The following is an 18,158-nucleotide window of genomic DNA, read 5'->3' on the forward strand; positions in this document are numbered from 1 at the left end:
GCCGGGCGCCATGGTCGGGGGCCCGGGGCCGGGTGTCGCGGCCGGGGCCGGGCTCAGGTGTCGCGGCCGGTGGCCTGTTTCGGGATGCGCGCCGGGCCGCCGCCGGGGTGGGCCTGGCAGCCGGGCAGGCCGAGCAGGGTGGCGACCACCGGCAGGGCGGCGTCGGCGCGGCCCCGGTCGAGTGCCGGGCCGGCGCTCTCGTCCGCCGCCGGCCCGGTGCCGAACGGGCCGGCCGCGACCCGGCTGCCGATGGTGGTCCGGACACCCGCCTCCAGGGCGGAGAAGGTGCGGCGCAGCAGCGGCAGCACGTCGGTGAAGGCCTCGGCCGGCACCTCCGTCAGCCAGGCGTCGAGCAGGCCCAGCAGGCGAGGGTCGTGCAGGAGCAGGGCGCCGCCGCCGGTGAGGAAGCCCTCGACCCAGCCGGCCGCGTCCGCCGGGGCGCCGGCGGCGGAGAGGACCAGGCCCATCCGGCGGCCGGCCTCCTCGGAGTCGAGCCGTCCGTCGTCCAGCAGCAGCCGGACGGCGCGGCCGCGCAACACGCCGGGCACGCCGGTGGCGGGGCCGCCGTCCGGCTCGCGGCGGGCGAGCGCCCGCAGGGTGGCGGCCCACCGGTCGGCGAGGCCGCCGTCCGGCGCCAGCAGGCCGATCGCGCCGTGCACCTCGTCGAGGTGACCGCGCATCACCGCCGCGCCTGCCGCGTCCAGCCCGGTGCAGGCGGGCGGCAGGCCGACGCAGATCCGGTCGGCGAGGCCGGCCGCGACCTCGCCGAGCGCGCCGTCGTCGGTGCCGCGGACGTCGCCGTAGCGCAGGACGCGGACCAGGGCGGGCAGGGCGCCGGCGAGGTGGGCGACGTCGGTGTCCAGGGCGGCGCAGTCGGCGAGCACCCGCATCACCGCCGGCAGCGCGCTGCCGAGCCCGGCGAGCAGGCACGTCTCCACCAGCCCGGTCAGCTCGGCGAGCTCCGTCGCCGCCCGGGCCGTGCCGACGGCCTTCGCGCCGGCCGCGTCCTCGACCGTGGTGCCCCACTGGGCGGCCTCGGCGATCCGGACCGCGAACTCCGGCTGCCAGCAGAGCCGCCAGCTCTCCCGGAAGGTGCCGGTCGAGTTCACCGCGGACCGGCTGGGCACGCCCCAGTCGATGCCGAGCAGCCGCAGCCGGTGCAGCAGCCGGGAGCGGGCGGCGCCGGTCTCCTCGCGCAGGTCGAGGTCGAGCTCGCGCGGATCCGCCCCGGGCTTGAGCCGAAGCGAGCGCTGGAGGCGGGTGAGGTCCCGCTGGAGCGGCACCGCCGGGGCGCCCTCCGGGACCTCGCCGAGCGCGTCGCCGATCACCAGCCGGTCCTGCACGAGGGCGAGGGCGACGTCCGAACCGTCGCACATCACCGAGCGGACGGCGTCCAGCGTCTCGGTGAGGCCGGCCAGCGGGCGGCCGCGCATCACGGCGAGCGTGCGGGCCAACCGGACGGCCTCGATGACGTGGGCGGAGGAGACCGGGTGGTCCTCCGCCCGGAGCAGCTCGGCGGCCCTGGTCAGCCACTTCGGCAGCGGGTCGCCCGGCTCCGCGAACAGGTGGCGGTACCAGCCCGGCGAGACGATCCCGGCGCCGTAACCGCTCGACTGCGCGAGCCGCCGGTGCGTCCAGGGCACCCAGGTGATGTCGGTCCTGACCTTCTTCGGCAGGCCGGCCAGCAGGGCGCGGTCGTGGGCGACGGTCGGCATGCCGGCCAGCGCGGGGACGTGGAAGGCACCGCAGACCACCGCGATCCGCCGGTACCCGGCCCGCTTGGCGGCCCGGATCTGCCGGCGCATGTACGCCTCCCGGAGGTCGTCCCGCCGGGCGGTGCTGCCGACGGCCACCCCGGCCTCGCGCAGCGCCGTCATCGCCTCGGCGACCGCGGCGAACGGGGCCAGCGCGTCGGCGCCGGGCGAACGGTGCTCGATCACGTCCTCCCACCAGCGCTCCGGGTCGTCGTGGCCGGCGGCCTCGGCGAGCAGCGCGATCGGGTCACCCGGCCGCTCCTCCGCCGCCTCGCTCCCGCCGTCCGGCTCCCCCGGCTCCGAGGCGCCCTCGGCCTCGGCTGCCCCCTCGGCCCCCTCGGTCTCCGCGGCGAATCCGTACGCCGCCGGGAGGTCGATGAAGTGCACCGGCAGCCCGGCGTCGACGGCGTAACGGATCGCCACCCACTCCGGGGAGAACTCCGCGTACGGCCAGAACGCGGCCCGGGCCGGGTCGTCCACGGCATGGGCGAGCAGGGCGACCGGGGGCACCATCTCCTTCTCCGCAGCCAGCCCGATGATCGGATCGGCCTCCGGCGGGCCCTCGATCAGCACCACGTCCGGCTCCAGCAGCTCCAGCGCGGCCGCCACCGCACGGGCCGAACCGGGGCCGTGGTGCCGTACGCCCAGCAGCGTCACCTCTGCGCTGATCCGCTCACTCATCGCGCCCTCCCTCCTCCAACCTCGAACTGCGGTGCAATCAGCGGGCGTTCTCGCGGGCCGCGCGGTAGAAGTCCTTCCAGCCGTCGCGCTCCCGCAGCACGCCCTCGACGTACTCGCGCCACACCACCCGGTCGGCCGCCGGATCCCGGACGACGGCGCCGACCACACCGGCGGCGACGTCGCCGGCCCGCAGCACGCCGTCCCCGAAGTGCGCGGCCAGCGCCATCCCGTTGGTCACCACCGATATCGCCTCCGCCGTCGACAGGGTGCCGCTCGGCGACTTCACCTTCGTCCGGCCGTCCAGCGTGATCCCGGCCCGCAGCTCGCGGAAGACGGTGACCACGCGCCGGATCTCCTCGGCGCCGCCGGGCAGTTCGGGCAGCTCCAGCGAGCGGCCGAGCTGGTCGACCCGCCGGGTGACGATGTCCACCTCCTCCTCCAGCGAGCCGGGCAGGGGCAGCACCACGGTGTTGAACCGTCGACGCAGGGCGCTCGACAGCTCGTTCACGCCCCGGTCCCGGTCGTTGGCGGTGGCGATCAGGTTGAACCCCCGCACCGCCTGCGTCTCGCCGCCCAACTCCGGCACCGGCAGCGTCTTCTCCGACAGGATGGTGATCAGACTGTCCTGCACGTCGGCCGGGATGCGGGTCAGTTCCTCGACCCGGGCGATCTTCCCGTCCGCCATCGCCCGCATAAGCGGCGACGGCACCAGGGCCTCCCGGCTCGGCCCGTCGGTGAGCAGCCGGGCGTAGTTCCACCCGTAGCGGACGGCCTCCTCCGGCGTCCCGGCCGTGCCCTGGACGAGCAGCGTGGAATCACCGCTGATCGCGGCCGCGAGGTGCTCCGACACCCAGGTCTTCGCCGTCCCCGGCACGCCGAGCAACAGCAGCGCGCGGTCCGTCGCCAGCGTCGTCACGGCGACCTCGACGACCCGGCGCGGCCCGATGTACTTGGGCGTGATCACCGTGCCGTCGGACAGCTCGCCGCCCAGCAGGTAGGTGGCCACGGCCCACGGGGACAACCTCCATCGTTCGGGGCGCGGACGGTCGTCCTGCGCGGCCAGGGCGGCCAGCTCCGCCGCGAAGGCGTGCTCCGCGTGCTGCCGCAGAACGTCGGTCATAGGGGGGCTCCTTCGGGCCGGCCGCCGGACACACCTGTGGCAGGCGGCGAAGTGATCGGGGGGAGCCAGGCCGGCGTCCCGGCCTGCGAGAACAAGCCTGCACCGAGCCACTGACAATCCTGACCGGACCTCAGTTCGCCCACCGGGACTGTCAGTCCCTGCCCCTACCGTCGTCGCCATGGAGGAACGCTGGAGCACCGAACACGTCCTGTCCCTGGCGCCCGACGCCGCCTCGCAGAAGGCCGCGGGCAAGCTCTCCTCGCCCGCGCCCTGGTCGGCCACGGGCACCGACGGCGGCGCGCTCTGGGGCGAGTGCCGGGGCAGCGGCAGGACGCCGTACCGCACGGTCGTCGAGCTGGCTACCCCCGCCTACACCTGCACCTGCCCGAGCCGGAAGTTCCCGTGCAAGCACGCCCTCGGGCTGCTCCTGCTCTGGAGCGGCACCCCCGAGGCCGTCCCGGCCGCCGAGCCGGCCGACTGGGCCTCCGCGTGGCTGACGGCGCGCCAGGAGCGGGCCGGGCAGCGCGCCGCCGCGCCGGTGCCGCCCGCCGACCCGGCCGCCGCCCGCCGCCGCGCCGAGAAGCGCTCCGCCCGGGTCGCCGCCGGCGCCGCCGAGCTGCGGCTCCGGCTGGCCGACCGGATCCGCCACGGCCTGGCCGACCAGTCCACCGCCGGCCCCTGGGAGGAGGTCGCCGCCCGCATGGTCGACGCCCAGGCGCCCGGCCTCGCCGCCCGCGTCCGCGCCCTCGACACCACCCCCCAGCAGCACCTCCTGGAGGAGTACGCCATGCTCCACCTGCTCGCCACCGCCGCCACCCGGGTCGGTGAACTGCCCGCCCCGCTCGCCGCCACCGTCCGAGCCCGGATCGGCTACACCACCGACACCGCCGACCTCCTCGCCGGCCCCACCGTCCGCGACCGCTGGCACGTCCTCGGCAGCCGCACCTCCCCGCTGGAGGGCGGCGCCGACGACCGCCTCACCACCCGCCGCCTCTGGCTGCGCGGCGCCAAGACCGGCCGCCCCGCCCTCCTCCTCGCCTTCGGCCGCCCCGGCCAGGCCCCCGACCTCGCCCTCCCGACCGGGCACGTCCTCGAGGCCGAGCTCGCCTTCCACCCCGGCGCCCGCCCGCTGCGCGCAGCGCTGGGCACCCGCTACGGCGCCCCCGAACCCGGCCCCGCCACCCCACCGCCCGGCCTCACCGCCGCCGAAGCCGTCGCCGCCTACGGCACCGCCGTCGCCGACGACCCGTGGCTCGACGCCTGGCCCACCGTCCTCACCGACGCCGTCCCCGTCCTCACGCCCGACGGCTGGCACCTCACCGACGGCCGGCACACCCTCCCGGTCCACCGTGCCGCCACGCCCGAATCCGCACTCTGGCGTCTCGCCGCCGTCTCCACCGGCCGCGCCCTCACCGTCTTCGGCGAACACGGCCACCAGGGCTTCACCCCCGTCACCGCCTGGGGCCCGGACCACCGCCCGATCAACCTCACCACCCCGTAGCCCGGCGCCCCACCGCACGCCCGCACCGCCCACACCACAACCTCAGGAGCCCACGTGTCCGACCCCTGGGAGTCCCTCCACACCACCGCCCTCCTCGGCACCGACCGCCGCCCCCTGCCGCAGCCCACCGGCGAGTCCCCCGCCCACCGGGCCGTCGACCGCACCGACCCGGCCACCGCGCTCCTCGAACTCGCCGCCCTGGAGACCGTCCGCCGCCGCGCCGGCGCCCTCCCCGCCCCCGTCAGCGAGCCCCTCGCCGCCCCCGCTCCCGAGGACGACCGCCCCGAACTCCCCGCCCCCGCCGCCCGCCGCCTCTCCCTGCTCCTCGGCACCCGCGGCGGCGGCACCACCCTCGCCAACCTCACCGAGCTGCTCCCCCAGTGGCTCACCACCGCCCGCGCCCGCGGCTACCGCCCGCCCGCCGTCCTCGTCCCTGCGCTGCTCGACGCCGCCCGCGCCCGCAGCGAACTGCGCCCCGACGCGGTCGCCCTGGCCGGCCCGCTCGGCCGCTGGCTCGCCCCCCGCAACCCCGACTGGCGCTTCGTGCTGCGCACCACCGCCGGGGAGCCCGCGGAAGCGGCCGGCCCCGGCGACGACCGCCTCTGGCACGAAGGCCTCTTCGCCGAGCGCGTCACCCACCTGACGCTGCTGCGCCGCACCGACCCGGCCGCCGGTCTCGCCCTCCTCCGCAGCACCTGGTCCACCGAGCGCGCCGAGGACCGCCTGCTCTTCCTGGACGCGCTCCAGGACGGCCTCTCCCCCGCCGACGAGCCCTTCCTGGAGGCCGCCCTCGGCGACCGCAGCAAGAACGTCCGCGCCACCGCGGCCGAGCTGCTCTCGACGCTCCCCGGCTCCACCCTGGCCGGCCGCATGGCCGAGCGCGCCCGCGCCGCCGTCCGCCTCTCCGACCGCGGTACGCACCTGCTGGTCACCCCGCCCGCCGAATGCGATCCGGCGATGCAGCGTGACGGCATACCGCTCAAGTCGCCCACCGGGCGCGGCGAGCGGGCCTGGTGGTTCGGCGAGGTGATCGCCGCGGCACCACTGGCCCTCTGGCCCGAGTCCACCGGCCTGACGCCGGACCGGCTCCTCGCCCTGCGGGTCGGCGACAGCATCGACGAGACCAACAGCAGCTGGGCCGACGACCTGCGCGAGGCCTGGGCCCGGGCAGCCGTCCGCCAGCAGGACGCCGACTGGGCGCGGGCGCTCCTCGGCCCGGCCCCGGCCCCCTCCCCGGAAAGCCGGCGGGCCCGCCCGCCGCGGACCACCGGCGCCCCCGCCAAGCTGCTCTCCGTCCTGCCGCCCGCCGAACGCGCCGCCTGGACGGCCGCGTTCATCGAGGTGCACGGCCTCGGCGAGGCCTTCCAACTGCTCGGCGCCTGCGCGACCCCGTGGACGCCGCCGCTGTCCACCGCCGTGGTCGCCGCCCTCGCCCGGGCGGCCGCCTCCGGCGCGTACCCGTGGAGCCACAGCGGGGTGCTCGGGATGACCGAGCGTGCGCTCGCCCCCGAGACCGCCGCCGCCGTCGAGGCGCTGGTGGCCGACACCGCCCCCGCCACCGCCTGGGCCGAGACCTTCACCCGCCTCGCCGGCACCCTGCGCTTCCGCGAGGCCATGCTCGCCGAACTCGCCTCCTGACCCGTGACGCACCCGCGCCGGTACGGGAGAGACCCGTGACGCACCCGGGCCGGCACGGGAGGAGACCCGTACCGGCCCGAGAAGATGCAGACGTACCAGGGCTTTCTGACAATCCCTAGCTGGCGACCCGCAGGTTCGCCTCGACCCAGGCCACCACGTCCCGGGTCGGCGTGCCAGGGGTGAAGATGTCCGCGACGCCCATGGCCTTGAGCTCGACGATGTCCTCGTCCGGGATGATCCCGCCGCAGAAGACCTTGATGTCCTCCGCCTCGCGCTCCTTCAGCAGCTCCAGCACCCGCGCGCAGAGCGTCATGTGTGCGCCCGAGAGGACCGACAGCCCGATGCCGTCCGCGTCCTCCTGGATCGCGGTGTCGACGATCTGCTCGGGCGTCTGGTGCAGGCCGGTGTAGATGACCTCCATACCGGCGTCGCGCAGAGCGCGCGCGATGACCTTGGCGCCGCGGTCGTGACCGTCGAGCCCGGGCTTCGCGACCACCACACGGATCGGCCCTGACACACCCATCACTGCCTCCTGGACTTCGTCGTCCACCACCCCAGACCTCGTCGGGCACGGGCGCGGTTAACCAGCAATAACCAACCTGAGGGGAGGTTAGCGTCACCCGGCCCCCCTGGCCGTGCCGCCCCTCAAGAGGAGGGGAAAATCACAGCCCCGCCCCTTGCTACCAGTCGGTATACCCCGCAATTCCCACCCACAGCCCACCAACTCACCTCTTGACTTACGGACTTTTGTCCGCATGTCGGCGTTGCGGCTACAGTCTCGGCAGTTTTCCCCTCGTCTTTCCCCTCGCCCGACGACGTGCCGAAGGCCCACCGAGGAGGCAGCCCCCGATGGCTCCCGACGCAGCCGCCCGCCCGACCCGAGCGGAGCTGCGCATGGCCGCCCGCGAGCAGTCGCGTGCCCAGCGGCGCGGTGCCGCCAAGGCCGCCACCAGGACGGCGCTGCTGCGCGTGGCGCTGCCGTCGGTGGCCGCGCTCGGGGTGGCCGCGGCGGCCGCCGTGACCGTCCAGGGCGAGGCCGGCCAGCAGCGCCTCGAGGCGGCCGGCCGGGTGCCGCAGCAGGCCACGGCCGCCGACGCGCCGGACAACGCGGCCGCCCGGGCCTCCGCCCAGCAGGCCCTCGCGACGGACGGTGCCGGCCAGGCCTCCCGCAGCGACGCCCGCCAGCCGCTCTCCGGCGGCCAGCCGACCGCCGAACAGACCGCCGAACCGACGGCCGAACCGGCCGCGCCCAAGGTGGTCATGCCGGTCGCCGAGCACGGCCTCGGCGAGCTGTTCGGCGAGGCCGGCACCCACTGGGCCAACCGCCACACCGGCATCGACTTCCCGGTGGACGGCGGCTCGCAGGTCATGGCCGTCGCCGACGGCACGATCCGTACGCAGTGGAACCCGTCGTACGGCTACATGACGATCCTGAAGATGGCCGACGGCACCGAGGCCTGGTACTGCCACCTGCGCTCGTACAAGATCCGCAAGGGCACCGTGAAGCAGGGCGACGTCATCGCCTTCGTCGGCAGCAGCGGCAACAGCACCGGTCCGCACCTGCACTTCGAGATCCGGCCGCCCGGCAGCGGGCCGGTCGACCCGCTGCCGTGGTTCCTCTCGAACGGACTCGACCCGCGCTGAGCGGTCAGAGCTTCTCCACCGGCGCGTACCGCAGCAGCAGCTGCTTGCGCCCCTCCGTCCCGAAGTCGACGGTGGCCTGCGCCTTGTCCCCGACACCCGTGGTGGCCACCACCGTGCCCAGGCCGAAGGTGTCGTGGGTGACCCGGTCCCCGACCGCCAGCGCCACGACCTCCCGCTCGACCGCCGTACCGGACCGCCGCGCCGACTGCCCCCAGCCCGCCTTCGGCGAGGCCGCCGCGCCGCCGCGCGCGGAGCCGCCCGAACCACCCGAGCCGGCGGACCTCCCGCCCCAGGACGACCCCGAGGAGTACCCGCGCGAGGCCGGCACCGAGGCCGCCCCCGTCCGCTTCCACTCCACCAGCGTCTCCGGGATCTCCTCCAGGAACCGCGAGGCCGGGTTGTACGAGGGCTGCCCCCAGGCGCTGCGCAGCACCGAGCGGGTCAGGTAGAGCCGCTCCCGCGCCCGGGTGAGCCCGACGTACGCGAGGCGCCGCTCCTCCTCCAGCTCCTTGACCTGGTTGAGCGCCCGCATGTGCGGGAAGATCCCGTCCTCCATGCCGGTCAGGAAGACCACCGGGAACTCCAGGCCCTTGGCGGTGTGCAGGGTCATCATCGTGATGACGCCCTGCCCCTCCTCGTCCTCGTCCGGGATCTGGTCCGAGTCGGCGACCAGCGCGACCCGCTCCAGGAAGTCGGCGAGCGAGCCGACCGGCGGTGCGCCGTCCTCGCCGGCGTCGGGCCGCTCGCCCGGGTCCTGCTCGTACTCCAGCGCCACCGAGGCGAGCTCCTGGAGGTTCTCCACCCGGGTCTCGTCCTGCGGGTCGGTCGAGGACTGGAGCTCGGCGAGGTATCCCGTCTCCTCCAGCACCGCCTCCAGCACCGCGGCCGGCCCGGCGCCCGACTCGACGACCTGCCGCAGCCCGGCCATCAGCTCGTTGAACTTCCTCACCGCGTTCGCCGAGCGCGCGGCCATCCCGTACGCCTCGTCCACCCGCCGGAGCGCCTGGGCGAAGGAGATCCGCTCGCGCGCGGCCAGCGCGTCGATCATCGCCTCGGCGCGGTCGCCGATGCCGCGCTTGGGCACGTTGAGGATCCGGCGCAGCGGCACGGTGTCCTCCGGGTTGGAGAGCACCCGCAGGTACGCCAGGACGTCCCGGACCTCCTTGCGCTCGTAGAAGCGCACCCCGCCGACCACCTTGTACGGCAGGCCGACCCGGATGAACACCTCCTCGAACACGCGGGACTGCGCGTTGGTCCGGTAGAAGATGGCGACGTCGCCGGGCTTGGCGTCGCCCGCGTCGGTCAGCCGGTCGATCTCGTCGGCGATGAACTGGGCCTCGCCGTGCTCGTCGTCCGCGACGTAGCCGACCACCTTCTCGCCGTGGTCCCCGGCCGTCCAGAGCTTCTTCTCGCGGCGGCTGGTGTTCCGCTCGATGACGGCGTTGGCGGCGGTGAGGATGGTCTGCGTGGAGCGGTAGTTCTGCTCCAGCAGGATGGTGGTCGCGTTCGGGTAGTCCTCCTCGAACTGGAGGATGTTGCGGATCGTCGCGCCGCGGAAGGCGTAGATCGACTGGTCCGCGTCACCGACGACGCACAGCTCGGCGGGCGGCACCTCGGCCAGCCGCCCGGCCGCCGGGTTGACGAACTCGCCGTCCACGGTGCGCTTCGGCGCGGCGGCGACGGCGCCCCCGCTGAGCTCGCGCACCAGCATGTACTGGGCGTGGTTGGTGTCCTGGTACTCGTCGACCAGGATGTGCCGGAACCGGCGCCGGTAGTGCTCCGCGACGTCGGGGAAGGCCTGGAGCAGGTTCACCGTCGTCATGATGATGTCGTCGAAGTCGAGCGCGTTGGCCTCCCGCAGCCGCCGCTGGTAGAGGAAGTACGCCTCGGCGAGCTTCTTCTCCATCGGGTTGGCGGCCTGGTCGGCGTACGTCTCCTCGTCGATCAGCTCGTTCTTCAGGTTGCTGATCTTCGCGGTGAAGGACTTCGGCGGGAACTGCTTGGGGTCGAGGTCCAGGTCCCGGCAGACGAGCGACATCAGCCGCTGCGAGTCCGCCGAGTCGTAGATCGAGAACGACGAGGTGAAGCCGAGCAGCTTGGACTCGCGGCGCAGGATCCGCACGCAGGCGCTGTGGAAGGTGGAGACCCACATCGCCCGGGCCCGCGGGCCGACCAGCTGCTCGACGCGCTCGCGCATCTCGCCGGCCGCCTTGTTGGTGAAGGTGATCGCCAGGATCTCGCCCGGCTGCACCCCGCGGGCGCCCAGCAGGTGGGCGATCCGGTGGGTCAGCACCCGCGTCTTGCCGGAGCCGGCGCCGGCCACGATGAGCAGCGGCGAACCCGCGTGCAGCACCGCCTCGCGCTGCGGGTCGTTCATCCCCTCCAGCAGCTGCGCCGGGTCCACCACCGTCCGGGCGGCGCCGTTGCGGTACCAGGAGTCCCGCTCCGTCTCGGCGGCGTGGTCGGTGTGGAACAGCCCCTCCGGGATCGCCTCCTCGTACACGTCGTACGGGACGTCGTCCTCGTACGGCGGCGGCTCCTCGTCGATGGGCGCGGCGGCGTGCGGCTGCTTCGACCCGGCGGCGGGCCCGGCGGCGGGGGCCTCGAAACCGGGGAGCGGGAGGTCGTCAAAGAGGCTACTCATGGCACTCCGAGTCTATGGCCCCCCACCGACAAGCCCGCCCGGACCGGAGGGATCCGGACCGGGCGGGCGGGTGCGCGGGGCGTCAGACCAGGCGGCGGGCGGTGGCCCAGCGGGTCAGCTCGTGCCGGTTGCTGAGCTGGAGCTTGCGCAGCACCGCCGAGACGTGGCTCTCCACCGTCTTCACCGAGATGAAGAGCTGCTTGGCGATCTCCTTGTACGCGTAGCCGCGCGCGATCAGCCGCAGCACCTCCCGCTCGCGCTGGGTCAGCCGGTCGAGGTCCTCGTCCACCGGCGGGGTGTCGGTGGCGGCGAAGGCGTCCAGCACGAAGCCGGCCAGCCGGGGCGAGAACACCGCGTCGCCGTCGGAGATCCGGAAGATCGCGTCGACCAGGTCGGTGCCGGTGATGGTCTTGGTGACGTAGCCGCGGGCACCGCCGCGGATCACGCCGATCACGTCCTCGGCCGCGTCGGAGACGGAGAGCGCGAGGAACTTCACGCCCTCCCGCCGACCGCCGCCGCCCTTGTCCGAGCCGCTCCGCGCCGCCCCTCCCGACTGCTCACCCATCAGCCCGGCCGAGCGGCGCAGCACCTCGACCCCGCCGCCGCCGGGCAGGTGGACGTCGAGCAGCACCACGTCCGGCCTGGTCTCGGCGACCACCCGGACCGCCGACTCCACGTCGTCGGCCTCGCCGACCACGTCGATCCCGGTCACCTCGGTGCGCCCGATCTCTGCCCGGACCCCGGTGCGGAACATCCGGTGGTCGTCGACCAGGACGACGCGCGCGACCCTCCCCCCGCCGTCGGCCGGGACCCCCATCGGCGCTGCCTCAGTCATTCGTTCTCTCCATCTCCAGCTCGACCTCGGTCCCGCCGTCCGGCGCGGGCCGCACCCGTGCGGTGCCGCCGTTGCGCTTCATCCGGCCGAGGATCGACTCGCGGACACCCATCCGGTCCTCCGGCACCGTGTCGGGGTCGAAGCCGGGGCCGTGGTCGCGGACGAACACCATCACCGTCTTCCCCTCCACCTCGGCGTAGACCTGGACCGGTCCCCCGCCACCGTACTTGGCCGCATTGACCGTCGCCTCCCTCGCGGCCTGCATCTGGGCCGCGATCCGCTCGTCCATCGGGCAGTCGCCGACGATCACCAGCTCGACCGGCACCCCGTGGCGGTCCTCGACCTCGGCGACCACCGCGCGCAGGCTCTCCGCCATGGTGTCCGGCGCGGCCTCGGCGGCGGCCTCCGGGCGGTACAGCCAGAGCCGCAGCTCACGCTCCTGGGCACGGGCGAGCCGCAGCACCTCCTTCGGGTCCTCGGCCCGGCGCTGGATCAGGGTCAGCGTGTGCAGCACCGAGTCGTGGACGTGGGCGGCGATCTCGGCGCGCTCCTGGGCGCGGATACGGGCGGTCCGCTCGGCGCCGAGGTCCTGCCACATCCGCAGTGCGTAGGGGCCGACCAGCACCAGCACGCCGGCCAGCACCGCGAGCGAGGCCTCGATCACCGAGCCGAGCGTGGAGCCGCTGCCCTGCATCGCGAGGAAGGCGATGGTGCCGGCCACCACCAGCAGCACACCGCCGCCCACCCTGGTGTAGGCGCCGCGCCGCTTCTCGCCCTCCTCCAGGCCGAACCAGCGCTGCCAGCGCGAGTCGTCGGCCTGCCGCCAGACCAGCGCGACGCCGACGCCGATCGCCAGCAGCGGCCAGGTGTACGGCCGGGCGGTCTGCACGCCGAGCGCGTTCAGCAGGGCGATCAGGCCGATCACCACCATGACCAGCGCGGCGAGCTGCCCCAGGCCGCCCTGGCGCTTCGCGGCCGACCGGACCGGCGCCGTCTCCGTCCCCGGCACCGCGCCGGGCTCCGCGGCGGGCTCGCCCTGCAGCGCGTGCTGGAGCAGCTCCCGCAGCCGGCCGATCCGGCCGCGCCGGCCCTTGCTCAGCTCCGCGCCGAACGCGCCGGAGGCCTGCCAGGACCCGGCCGGAACGAAGGCCCCGTCGACGTACACCCAGTGCGCGCCGCCGCGCTGCGCGGGCTCGCCGATGCCGATCGGCACCACGAACCAGAACGCCGCGTACAGAAGCGCGCCGATCCCCTGCGCGAAGAAGAGCAGGACGAACGCGACCCGGACCCAGGCGACCGGCAGGCCCAGGTGCACCGCGAGACCGTGCGCGACACCGCCGAGCATCCGGCCCTGCGGGCTCCGGTAGAGCCGCCGGTACGGCGGCCGCCCGTCGCCGGGGACGGACGGGTCGGCGCCCGCCGACGGCGGGGCGTCGGGGACGAGCGGACGGGGATCGGTACCGGGGGCTGCCACGCCACCGATGGTTCCACGCGGGCGGGCCCGGACGCATCAGGGTGGAGCCCTACCCGTTCTCAGGGACAAGTCAGGGTACGGACAGGGACGGCACCGGTTGGGTGGGCGCGCCGGAGCCACCAGGATGGTGGGCATGACCGAGGACCACCGCACCCAGGAGGCCGGGCCGAGCGCCCCGCCCGAGCCGGACCGACCCCCGCTGAACCGGACCGAGCACCACCGCGTGGTCGCCGGCGTCTGCGGCGGACTGGGCCGGCACCTGGACATCGACCCGGTGGTCTTCCGCGTGGTGACGGTGGTGCTCTGCCTCTCCGGCGGGCTCGGCCTCTTCCTGTACGGGCTGGCCTGGCTGGTCGTCCCGACCGAGCCCGTCCCGGACGGCAAGGGCGGCAGCCGGTCGGGCCGGACCGAGCTCCAGCGGGTGCTCACCGGCCGGGTCGACGGCCAGTCGGTCGGAGCGGTGCTGCTGACCGTGATCGGCACCGGTGTCTTCTTCTCCTCGATGGGCGACGGCGACCAGCTGTTCCCGCTGCTGCTGCTCGGCGGACTGGTCTTCCTGGCCGTCCGCTACGACCCGGAGCGCCACCACAACCGGCTGCGCGGGCGCCGGCGCGGCCGCAACCGCCACGAGGGCCCGTACGACCGGTACTTCCCCGGGTCCGGGCCGGCCACCGCCTACTCCTGGCCGCTGACGGACGAGCAGCCGCCGCCCGGTGACGACGAGTCGGCCCGCGAGCGGCACGCCCGGGAGCGGGCGGCCGGCACGGTGCCGGCCGACACCCCGCACGCGGGCCCGAGCGGCTACCTCTGGGACCCTCGCCACCCCGAGCGCAACCCGTACGGCGACACCGGCGCCGCCCCGCACGGCGCCGCGGCCCCGCCGCCCGGCGGCCCGGCCCAGCCCTGGTGGCAGCGCGCCGACCTGCCGGAGGGGGACCCGCTGCGCAAGGGAGGCCCGGCCCGCCGGACCCGGCCGCCGGTGGCGGTGCGCCACCACCGCGAGCGCTCGCCGCTCGGCCTGATCGGGCTGCTGCTGGCGGTCGGCGCGGCCAGCGCGGTCTGGGGGGCCTCCGCCCACGGCGACACCGACGTGCTGACCGGCACCGTGCTGGCGACCGCCCTGCTGGTCATCGGGCTGACATTGCTGGTCGCCGCCAAGTTCGGCCGGGCCCGCAGGCTCGTCGTGCCGGGCCTGCTGCTCACCCTGGCGCTCGCGTTCACCCACGGCTCGTCGATCTCGGTGCACAACGCGTTCGGCGACCGCGACTGGAGTGCCGCCTCGGCCGGCGAGCTGCAGCCGCGGTACACGCTCGGGCTCGGCAACGCCCGGCTGGACCTCAGCCGGATCGACCCGGCCGGCAGCACCCTGCACAGCACCGTCGAGCTCGGCGCCGGCGAGCTGACCGTCCTGGTGCCGTCGAACGTGACGGTCGACCTGGAGACGAAGATCGGCCTCGGCAACGCCGCCGTGCCGGGGCAGGACGAGGTCAGCGGCAACAGCTCCCGCACGTTCCGGCTGGCCCCGGTGAACGGTCAGGCATCCAAGGGCACGCTCGACCTCAAGCTGATGGTCGGGCTCGGCAACATCAAGGTGGTCCAGTCGTGAGGAAGCACCAGCTCGATCTCTTCTCGCTGATCGCCGGGGGGTTGTTCACCGTCATCGCGGTGCTCTACCTGGTGGCGGCCGTGAACGACATCTCGGTGAACGGCCGGATCGTCATCCCGGTGACCTTCATCGTGCTGGGCCTGGGGGGCCTGATCGGGGCGGTCGCGGCGGCAGCCCGGCGCGGCCGGACGGACGCGCCGGACTGAGGCCGCGGCGTCAGCTCTGCAGCGGCCCGAGGTTCAGCTTGTCGCCGTCCTTGGTGACGCCGTACTTGGGCAGCGGCTTGGTGGCCGGGCCGTTGACCACGGCGCCGGTGGCCGCGTCGAACCGGGAGCCGTGGCAGGGGCAGTACAGCTGACCGTTCTTCGGTGCGTCGACCGCGCAGCCGGAGTGCGTGCAGACCGCGGAGAAGGCGCAGTACTGGCCGGCCTTGGGCTGGACGATGTAGACCGCGTCGCCGGTGGCCGGGTCCTTGACCTGGGCGGAGCCGCCGACCGGGACGCTCGCGGCGGCCACCGAGACGGGCGGCCCGGCGGGCGCCCTCCCGGCCGGGGCGGCGGACGGCCCGACCGCCTTCTTGTCCCGTCCGAAGGTGGCGGTCAGCGAGCCGGAGAGCAGGCCGGCGCCCCCGATCGCGACGGCCGCGATCCCGCCGTCCACCAGTGCCCGCCGGCGGGTGTGGGCCTCGCCCAGCCCGCGCTCACGGTCCCGGGCGGCCCGCTTGGCCAGGTAGCCGTCCAGCGAGAGGTACGGGGTGCCGGCCAGCAGCAGCGGGGTCCAGGCCATCAGGTAGGCGAGGTCGTTGCCGAGGTAGTACGGCGAGACGTTCCAGCTGACGGTCAGCCAGAGGCTCAGGTTGATCAGCGCGCCGCCGAGGGCCGCGACCCGGCCCCAGAGACCGAGCAGGGTGCCGAGGCCGACCGCCAGTTCGCCGAAGGCGATGGCGAGCGCGAACAGGGTGGGGGCGTCGAGGGCGGCGCCGAGCAGGAAGGAGATCGGGCTGGAGCCCTTCGCCGCCTGGGTCTGCGAGACGAAGGAGGCCGGGTCGCCCGCGCCCGCGAGGTAGTGCGTGTCGGAGAGCTTGTCGAGCGCCGCGTAGACGAAGGTGACGCCGAGGAACATCCGAAGCGGCAGCAGCGCGTACCGCGAGGCCACCGCCTTGCGCGCGGCCACCCACCCGGTACTGCCGTCCGCCGCCCGCACGCCGGCCGTCACGGAGCCGCCGGCCACCGTGGGGCTGCTGGCCTCCGTCATCCCTCACACCTTCCTTCACGGCCTGCCAACCGCCTGACAGGTCCGGTCGCATTCTGCACGTTTGTGAGCGCTTTCGGTGGGAGGTCCCACCCGGTGGGCCCCCGTCCACCGCGAACGGCCGCGCCGCCGCTCCCTTGTATACGGGAACGACGGCGCGGCCGTTCAATGCCGGTCGGGGGCCTTCTCAGGGCCGGCCGGCGGGAGTGATCACTCCCACTCGATGGTGCCCGGCGGCTTGCTGGTGCAGTCCAGCACCACGCGGTTGACGTCCTTGACCTCGTTGGTGATCCGGGTCGAGATCTTCGCCAGCACGTCGTACGGCAGACGCGACCAGTCGGCCGTCATGGCGTCCTCGGAGGAGACCGGGCGCAGCACGATCGGGTGGCCGTAGGTGCGGCCGTCGCCCTGGACGCCGACGCTGCGGACGTCCGCGAGCAGCACGACCGGGCACTGCCAGATCTTCCGGTCCAGGCCGGCCGCGGTCAGCTCCTCGCGGGCGATCGCGTCGGCCTCGCGCAGCAGGTCCAGGCGCTCCTTGGTGACCTCGCCGACGATCCGGATACCCAGGCCCGGGCCCGGGAACGGCTGGCGCTGGACGATCTCCTCCGGCAGGCCGAGCTCCTGGCCGACCATCCGGACCTCGTCCTTGAACAGCTTGCGCAGCGGCTCGACCAGCGCGAACTGGAGGTCCTCGGGCAGGCCGCCGACGTTGTGGTGGGACTTGATGTTGGCGGTGCCGGTACCGCCGCCGGACTCCACCACGTCCGGGTACAGGGTGCCCTGGACCAGGAACTCCACCGACTCGCCGTGCTCGCCGGCCTCGGCCACGATCTCCGCCTGGGCCTGCTCGAAGACCCGGATGAACTCACGGCCGATGATCTTGCGCTTCTCCTCGGGGTCGGAGACCCCGGCGAGCGCGTTCAGGAAGCGCTCCTGCGCGTCGACGACCTTCAGCTGCACGCCGGTGGCCGCGACGAAGTCCTTCTCGACCTGCTCCGTCTCGCCCTTGCGCATCAGGCCGTGGTCGACGTAGACGCAGGTCAGCTGGTCGCCGATGGCCTTGTTGACCAGGGCGGCCGCGACCGCGGAGTCCACGCCGCCGGAGAGGCCGCAGATCGCCCGCTTGTTCCCGACCTGGGCGCGGATCAGCGCGACCTGCTCGTCCACCACGTTGCCGGTGGTCCAGGTCGGCGCGATGCCGGCGCCGCGGTAGAGGAAGTGCTCCAGGATCTGCTGGCCGTGGTCGGAGTGCAGCACCTCGGGGTGGTACTGGACGCCGTAGAGCCGGGCCTCGTCGTTCTCGAAGGCCGCGACCGGCACCACGTCGGTGGAGGCGGTGACGGTGAAGCCCTCGGGGGCGGCCGAGCAGGCGTCGCCGTGCGACATCCAGACCGAGTGCTGCGCCGGGACGCCCTCGAACAGGGTGGAGCCGGTGCGGGAGACGGTCAGCGGGGTGCGGCCGTACTCACGGGCGCCGCTGTTGTCGACGGTGCCGCCGAGCGTCTTGGCCATCAGCTGGAAGCCGTAGCACATGCCGAAGACCGGCACCCCGGCCTCGAAGATCGCGCGGTCGAGCTGCGGTGCGCCCTCCTCGTAGACCGACGAGGGACCGCCGGAGAGGATGATCGCCTTCGGGTTCTTGGCGAGCATCTCGGCGACCGGCATGCTGCTCGGCACGATCTCGCTGTAGACCCGGGCCTCACGCACCCGGCGGGCGATGAGCTGGGCGTACTGGGCACCGAAGTCGACCACCAGGACGGTGTCGGTCTCAGGTACGGACTGGACGGGAATAGCAGAGGACACGGACGGCCTTCCGGCAGCGGTACGAAAGGTGTCGCGCGCAGCGCTTCCGTCGAAGGGCGGCGGCGGGCGACGAGCGGGGGTCTGTGGTCGAGTCTACCGGGCGGGCCGGTTTCACTCGTCTGCACGTCCAAGAGACCGTGACCGCCCCGGCCGCCGGTTCGTTGCTTCTGACGACCGTACGACCGCGCCGCGCCCGCCAGGTGC

At 74.5% G+C, this 18,158-nt stretch carries 13 protein-coding genes and 1 pseudogene; 5 read left to right on the forward strand and 9 right to left on the reverse strand.

Annotated elements, in window-relative coordinates; all coding sequences use genetic code 11:
• Positions 1 to 53 precede the first annotated feature (53 nt).
• Together ACZ3YO_RS15465 and ACZ3YO_RS15470 are read right to left on the reverse strand one after the other, a co-directional pair.
• The gene (locus ACZ3YO_RS15465) at positions 54 to 2,435 is read right to left on the reverse strand and encodes a DUF5682 family protein (RefSeq protein ID WP_465569421.1); all 2,382 of its coding nucleotides are present in this window, start codon (positions 2,433 to 2,435) and stop codon (positions 54 to 56) included.
• A 37-nt stretch (positions 2,436 to 2,472) separates the two neighbouring features.
• Entirely contained in the window at positions 2,473 to 3,555 is a 1,083-nt protein-coding gene (locus tag ACZ3YO_RS15470; RefSeq protein ID WP_465569423.1) for an ATP-binding protein, read from the reverse strand.
• A gap of 178 nt (positions 3,556 to 3,733) precedes the next feature.
• Between ACZ3YO_RS15470 and ACZ3YO_RS15475 the strand changes: the two genes are divergently transcribed.
• Both ACZ3YO_RS15475 and ACZ3YO_RS15480 read left to right on the forward strand, forming a co-directional pair.
• Positions 3,734 to 5,056, forward strand: coding sequence for an SWIM zinc finger family protein (locus ACZ3YO_RS15475; protein ID WP_465569425.1), 1,323 nt, complete (start codon positions 3,734 to 3,736; stop codon positions 5,054 to 5,056).
• Between the two features lie 54 nt (positions 5,057 to 5,110).
• Entirely contained in the window at positions 5,111 to 6,694 is a 1,584-nt protein-coding gene (locus tag ACZ3YO_RS15480) for a DUF5691 domain-containing protein (RefSeq protein ID WP_465569427.1), read from the forward strand.
• Positions 6,695 to 6,809: 115 nt separating this feature from the next.
• On the opposite strand, the gene ACZ3YO_RS15485 is transcribed toward ACZ3YO_RS15480, so the two are convergent.
• Positions 6,810 to 7,217 carry a cobalamin B12-binding domain-containing protein gene (locus tag ACZ3YO_RS15485; RefSeq protein ID WP_360191583.1) on the reverse strand — a complete coding sequence of 136 codons (408 nt, stop codon included), beginning with the start codon at positions 7,215 to 7,217 and terminating at the stop codon, positions 6,810 to 6,812.
• A gap of 326 nt (positions 7,218 to 7,543) precedes the next feature.
• Between ACZ3YO_RS15485 and ACZ3YO_RS15490 the strand changes: the two genes are divergently transcribed.
• On the forward strand, positions 7,544 to 8,338 hold the full coding sequence (locus ACZ3YO_RS15490) for a M23 family metallopeptidase (RefSeq protein ID WP_465569429.1): 795 nt from the start codon (positions 7,544 to 7,546) through the stop codon (positions 8,336 to 8,338).
• A gap of 4 nt (positions 8,339 to 8,342) precedes the next feature.
• On the opposite strand, the gene pcrA is transcribed toward ACZ3YO_RS15490, so the two are convergent.
• The 3 genes from pcrA to ACZ3YO_RS15505 all read right to left on the reverse strand — a co-directional run bounded on the left by pcrA (position 8,343) and on the right by ACZ3YO_RS15505 (position 13,291).
• The gene (gene pcrA, locus ACZ3YO_RS15495; RefSeq protein WP_465569431.1) at positions 8,343 to 10,982 is read right to left on the reverse strand and encodes a DNA helicase PcrA; all 2,640 of its coding nucleotides are present in this window, start codon (positions 10,980 to 10,982) and stop codon (positions 8,343 to 8,345) included.
• 82 nt (positions 10,983 to 11,064) lie between these two features.
• On the reverse strand, positions 11,065 to 11,817 hold the full coding sequence (locus ACZ3YO_RS15500) for a LuxR C-terminal-related transcriptional regulator (protein WP_465548816.1): 753 nt from the start codon (positions 11,815 to 11,817) through the stop codon (positions 11,065 to 11,067).
• On the reverse strand, positions 11,810 to 13,291 hold the full coding sequence (locus ACZ3YO_RS15505; protein WP_465569433.1) for a PspC domain-containing protein: 1,482 nt from the start codon (positions 13,289 to 13,291) through the stop codon (positions 11,810 to 11,812). Before ACZ3YO_RS15505 ends, ACZ3YO_RS15500 begins: the two co-directional genes overlap by 8 nt.
• 133 nt (positions 13,292 to 13,424) lie before the next feature.
• Between ACZ3YO_RS15505 and ACZ3YO_RS15510 the strand changes: the two genes are divergently transcribed.
• Complete coding sequence (locus ACZ3YO_RS15510; RefSeq protein WP_465569435.1) at positions 13,425 to 14,897, forward strand: PspC domain-containing protein; 1,473 nt, start codon at positions 13,425 to 13,427, stop codon at positions 14,895 to 14,897.
• The gene (locus ACZ3YO_RS15515; RefSeq protein WP_396321426.1) at positions 14,894 to 15,103 is read left to right on the forward strand and encodes a hypothetical protein; all 210 of its coding nucleotides are present in this window, start codon (positions 14,894 to 14,896) and stop codon (positions 15,101 to 15,103) included. The genes ACZ3YO_RS15510 and ACZ3YO_RS15515 overlap by 4 nt, the downstream gene beginning before the upstream one ends.
• 10 nt (positions 15,104 to 15,113) lie before the next feature.
• On the opposite strand, the gene ACZ3YO_RS15520 is transcribed toward ACZ3YO_RS15515, so the two are convergent.
• The 3 genes and pseudogenes from ACZ3YO_RS15520 to guaA form a co-directional block, all read right to left on the reverse strand.
• The gene (locus tag ACZ3YO_RS15520; RefSeq protein WP_465569618.1) at positions 15,114 to 15,557 is read right to left on the reverse strand and encodes a QcrA and Rieske domain-containing protein; all 444 of its coding nucleotides are present in this window, start codon (positions 15,555 to 15,557) and stop codon (positions 15,114 to 15,116) included.
• Between the two features lie 36 nt (positions 15,558 to 15,593).
• Positions 15,594 to 16,151, reverse strand: a pseudogene (locus ACZ3YO_RS15525) (DoxX family membrane protein); the annotation flags it as partial.
• 207 nt (positions 16,152 to 16,358) lie between these two features.
• Positions 16,359 to 17,942, reverse strand: a complete 1,584-nt coding sequence (gene guaA / locus ACZ3YO_RS15530; protein WP_465569619.1) for a glutamine-hydrolyzing GMP synthase — start codon at positions 17,940 to 17,942, stop codon at positions 16,359 to 16,361.
• Positions 17,943 to 18,158: the final 216 nt, after the last annotated feature.

Source organism: Kitasatospora sp. NPDC022785 (assembly GCF_055561295.1).

Bases quoted from the DNA above. Each gene is read 5' to 3' on its own strand.
- ACZ3YO_RS15465 (WP_465569421.1), bottom strand. From the start codon at position 2,435: ATGAGTGAGCGGATCAGCGCAGAGGTGACGCTGCTGGGCGTACGGCAC.
- ACZ3YO_RS15470 (WP_465569423.1), bottom strand. From the start codon at position 3,555: ATGACCGACGTTCTGCGGCAGCACGCGGAGCACGCCTTCGCGGCGGAG.
- ACZ3YO_RS15475 (WP_465569425.1), top strand. From the start codon at position 3,734: ATGGAGGAACGCTGGAGCACCGAACACGTCCTGTCCCTGGCGCCCGAC.
- ACZ3YO_RS15485 (WP_360191583.1), bottom strand. From the start codon at position 7,217: ATGGGTGTGTCAGGGCCGATCCGTGTGGTGGTCGCGAAGCCCGGGCTC.
- ACZ3YO_RS15490 (WP_465569429.1), top strand. From the start codon at position 7,544: ATGGCTCCCGACGCAGCCGCCCGCCCGACCCGAGCGGAGCTGCGCATG.
- pcrA (WP_465569431.1), bottom strand. From the start codon at position 10,982: ATGAGTAGCCTCTTTGACGACCTCCCGCTCCCCGGTTTCGAGGCCCCC.
- ACZ3YO_RS15500 (WP_465548816.1), bottom strand. From the start codon at position 11,817: ATGACTGAGGCAGCGCCGATGGGGGTCCCGGCCGACGGCGGGGGGAGG.
- ACZ3YO_RS15510 (WP_465569435.1), top strand. From the start codon at position 13,425: ATGACCGAGGACCACCGCACCCAGGAGGCCGGGCCGAGCGCCCCGCCC.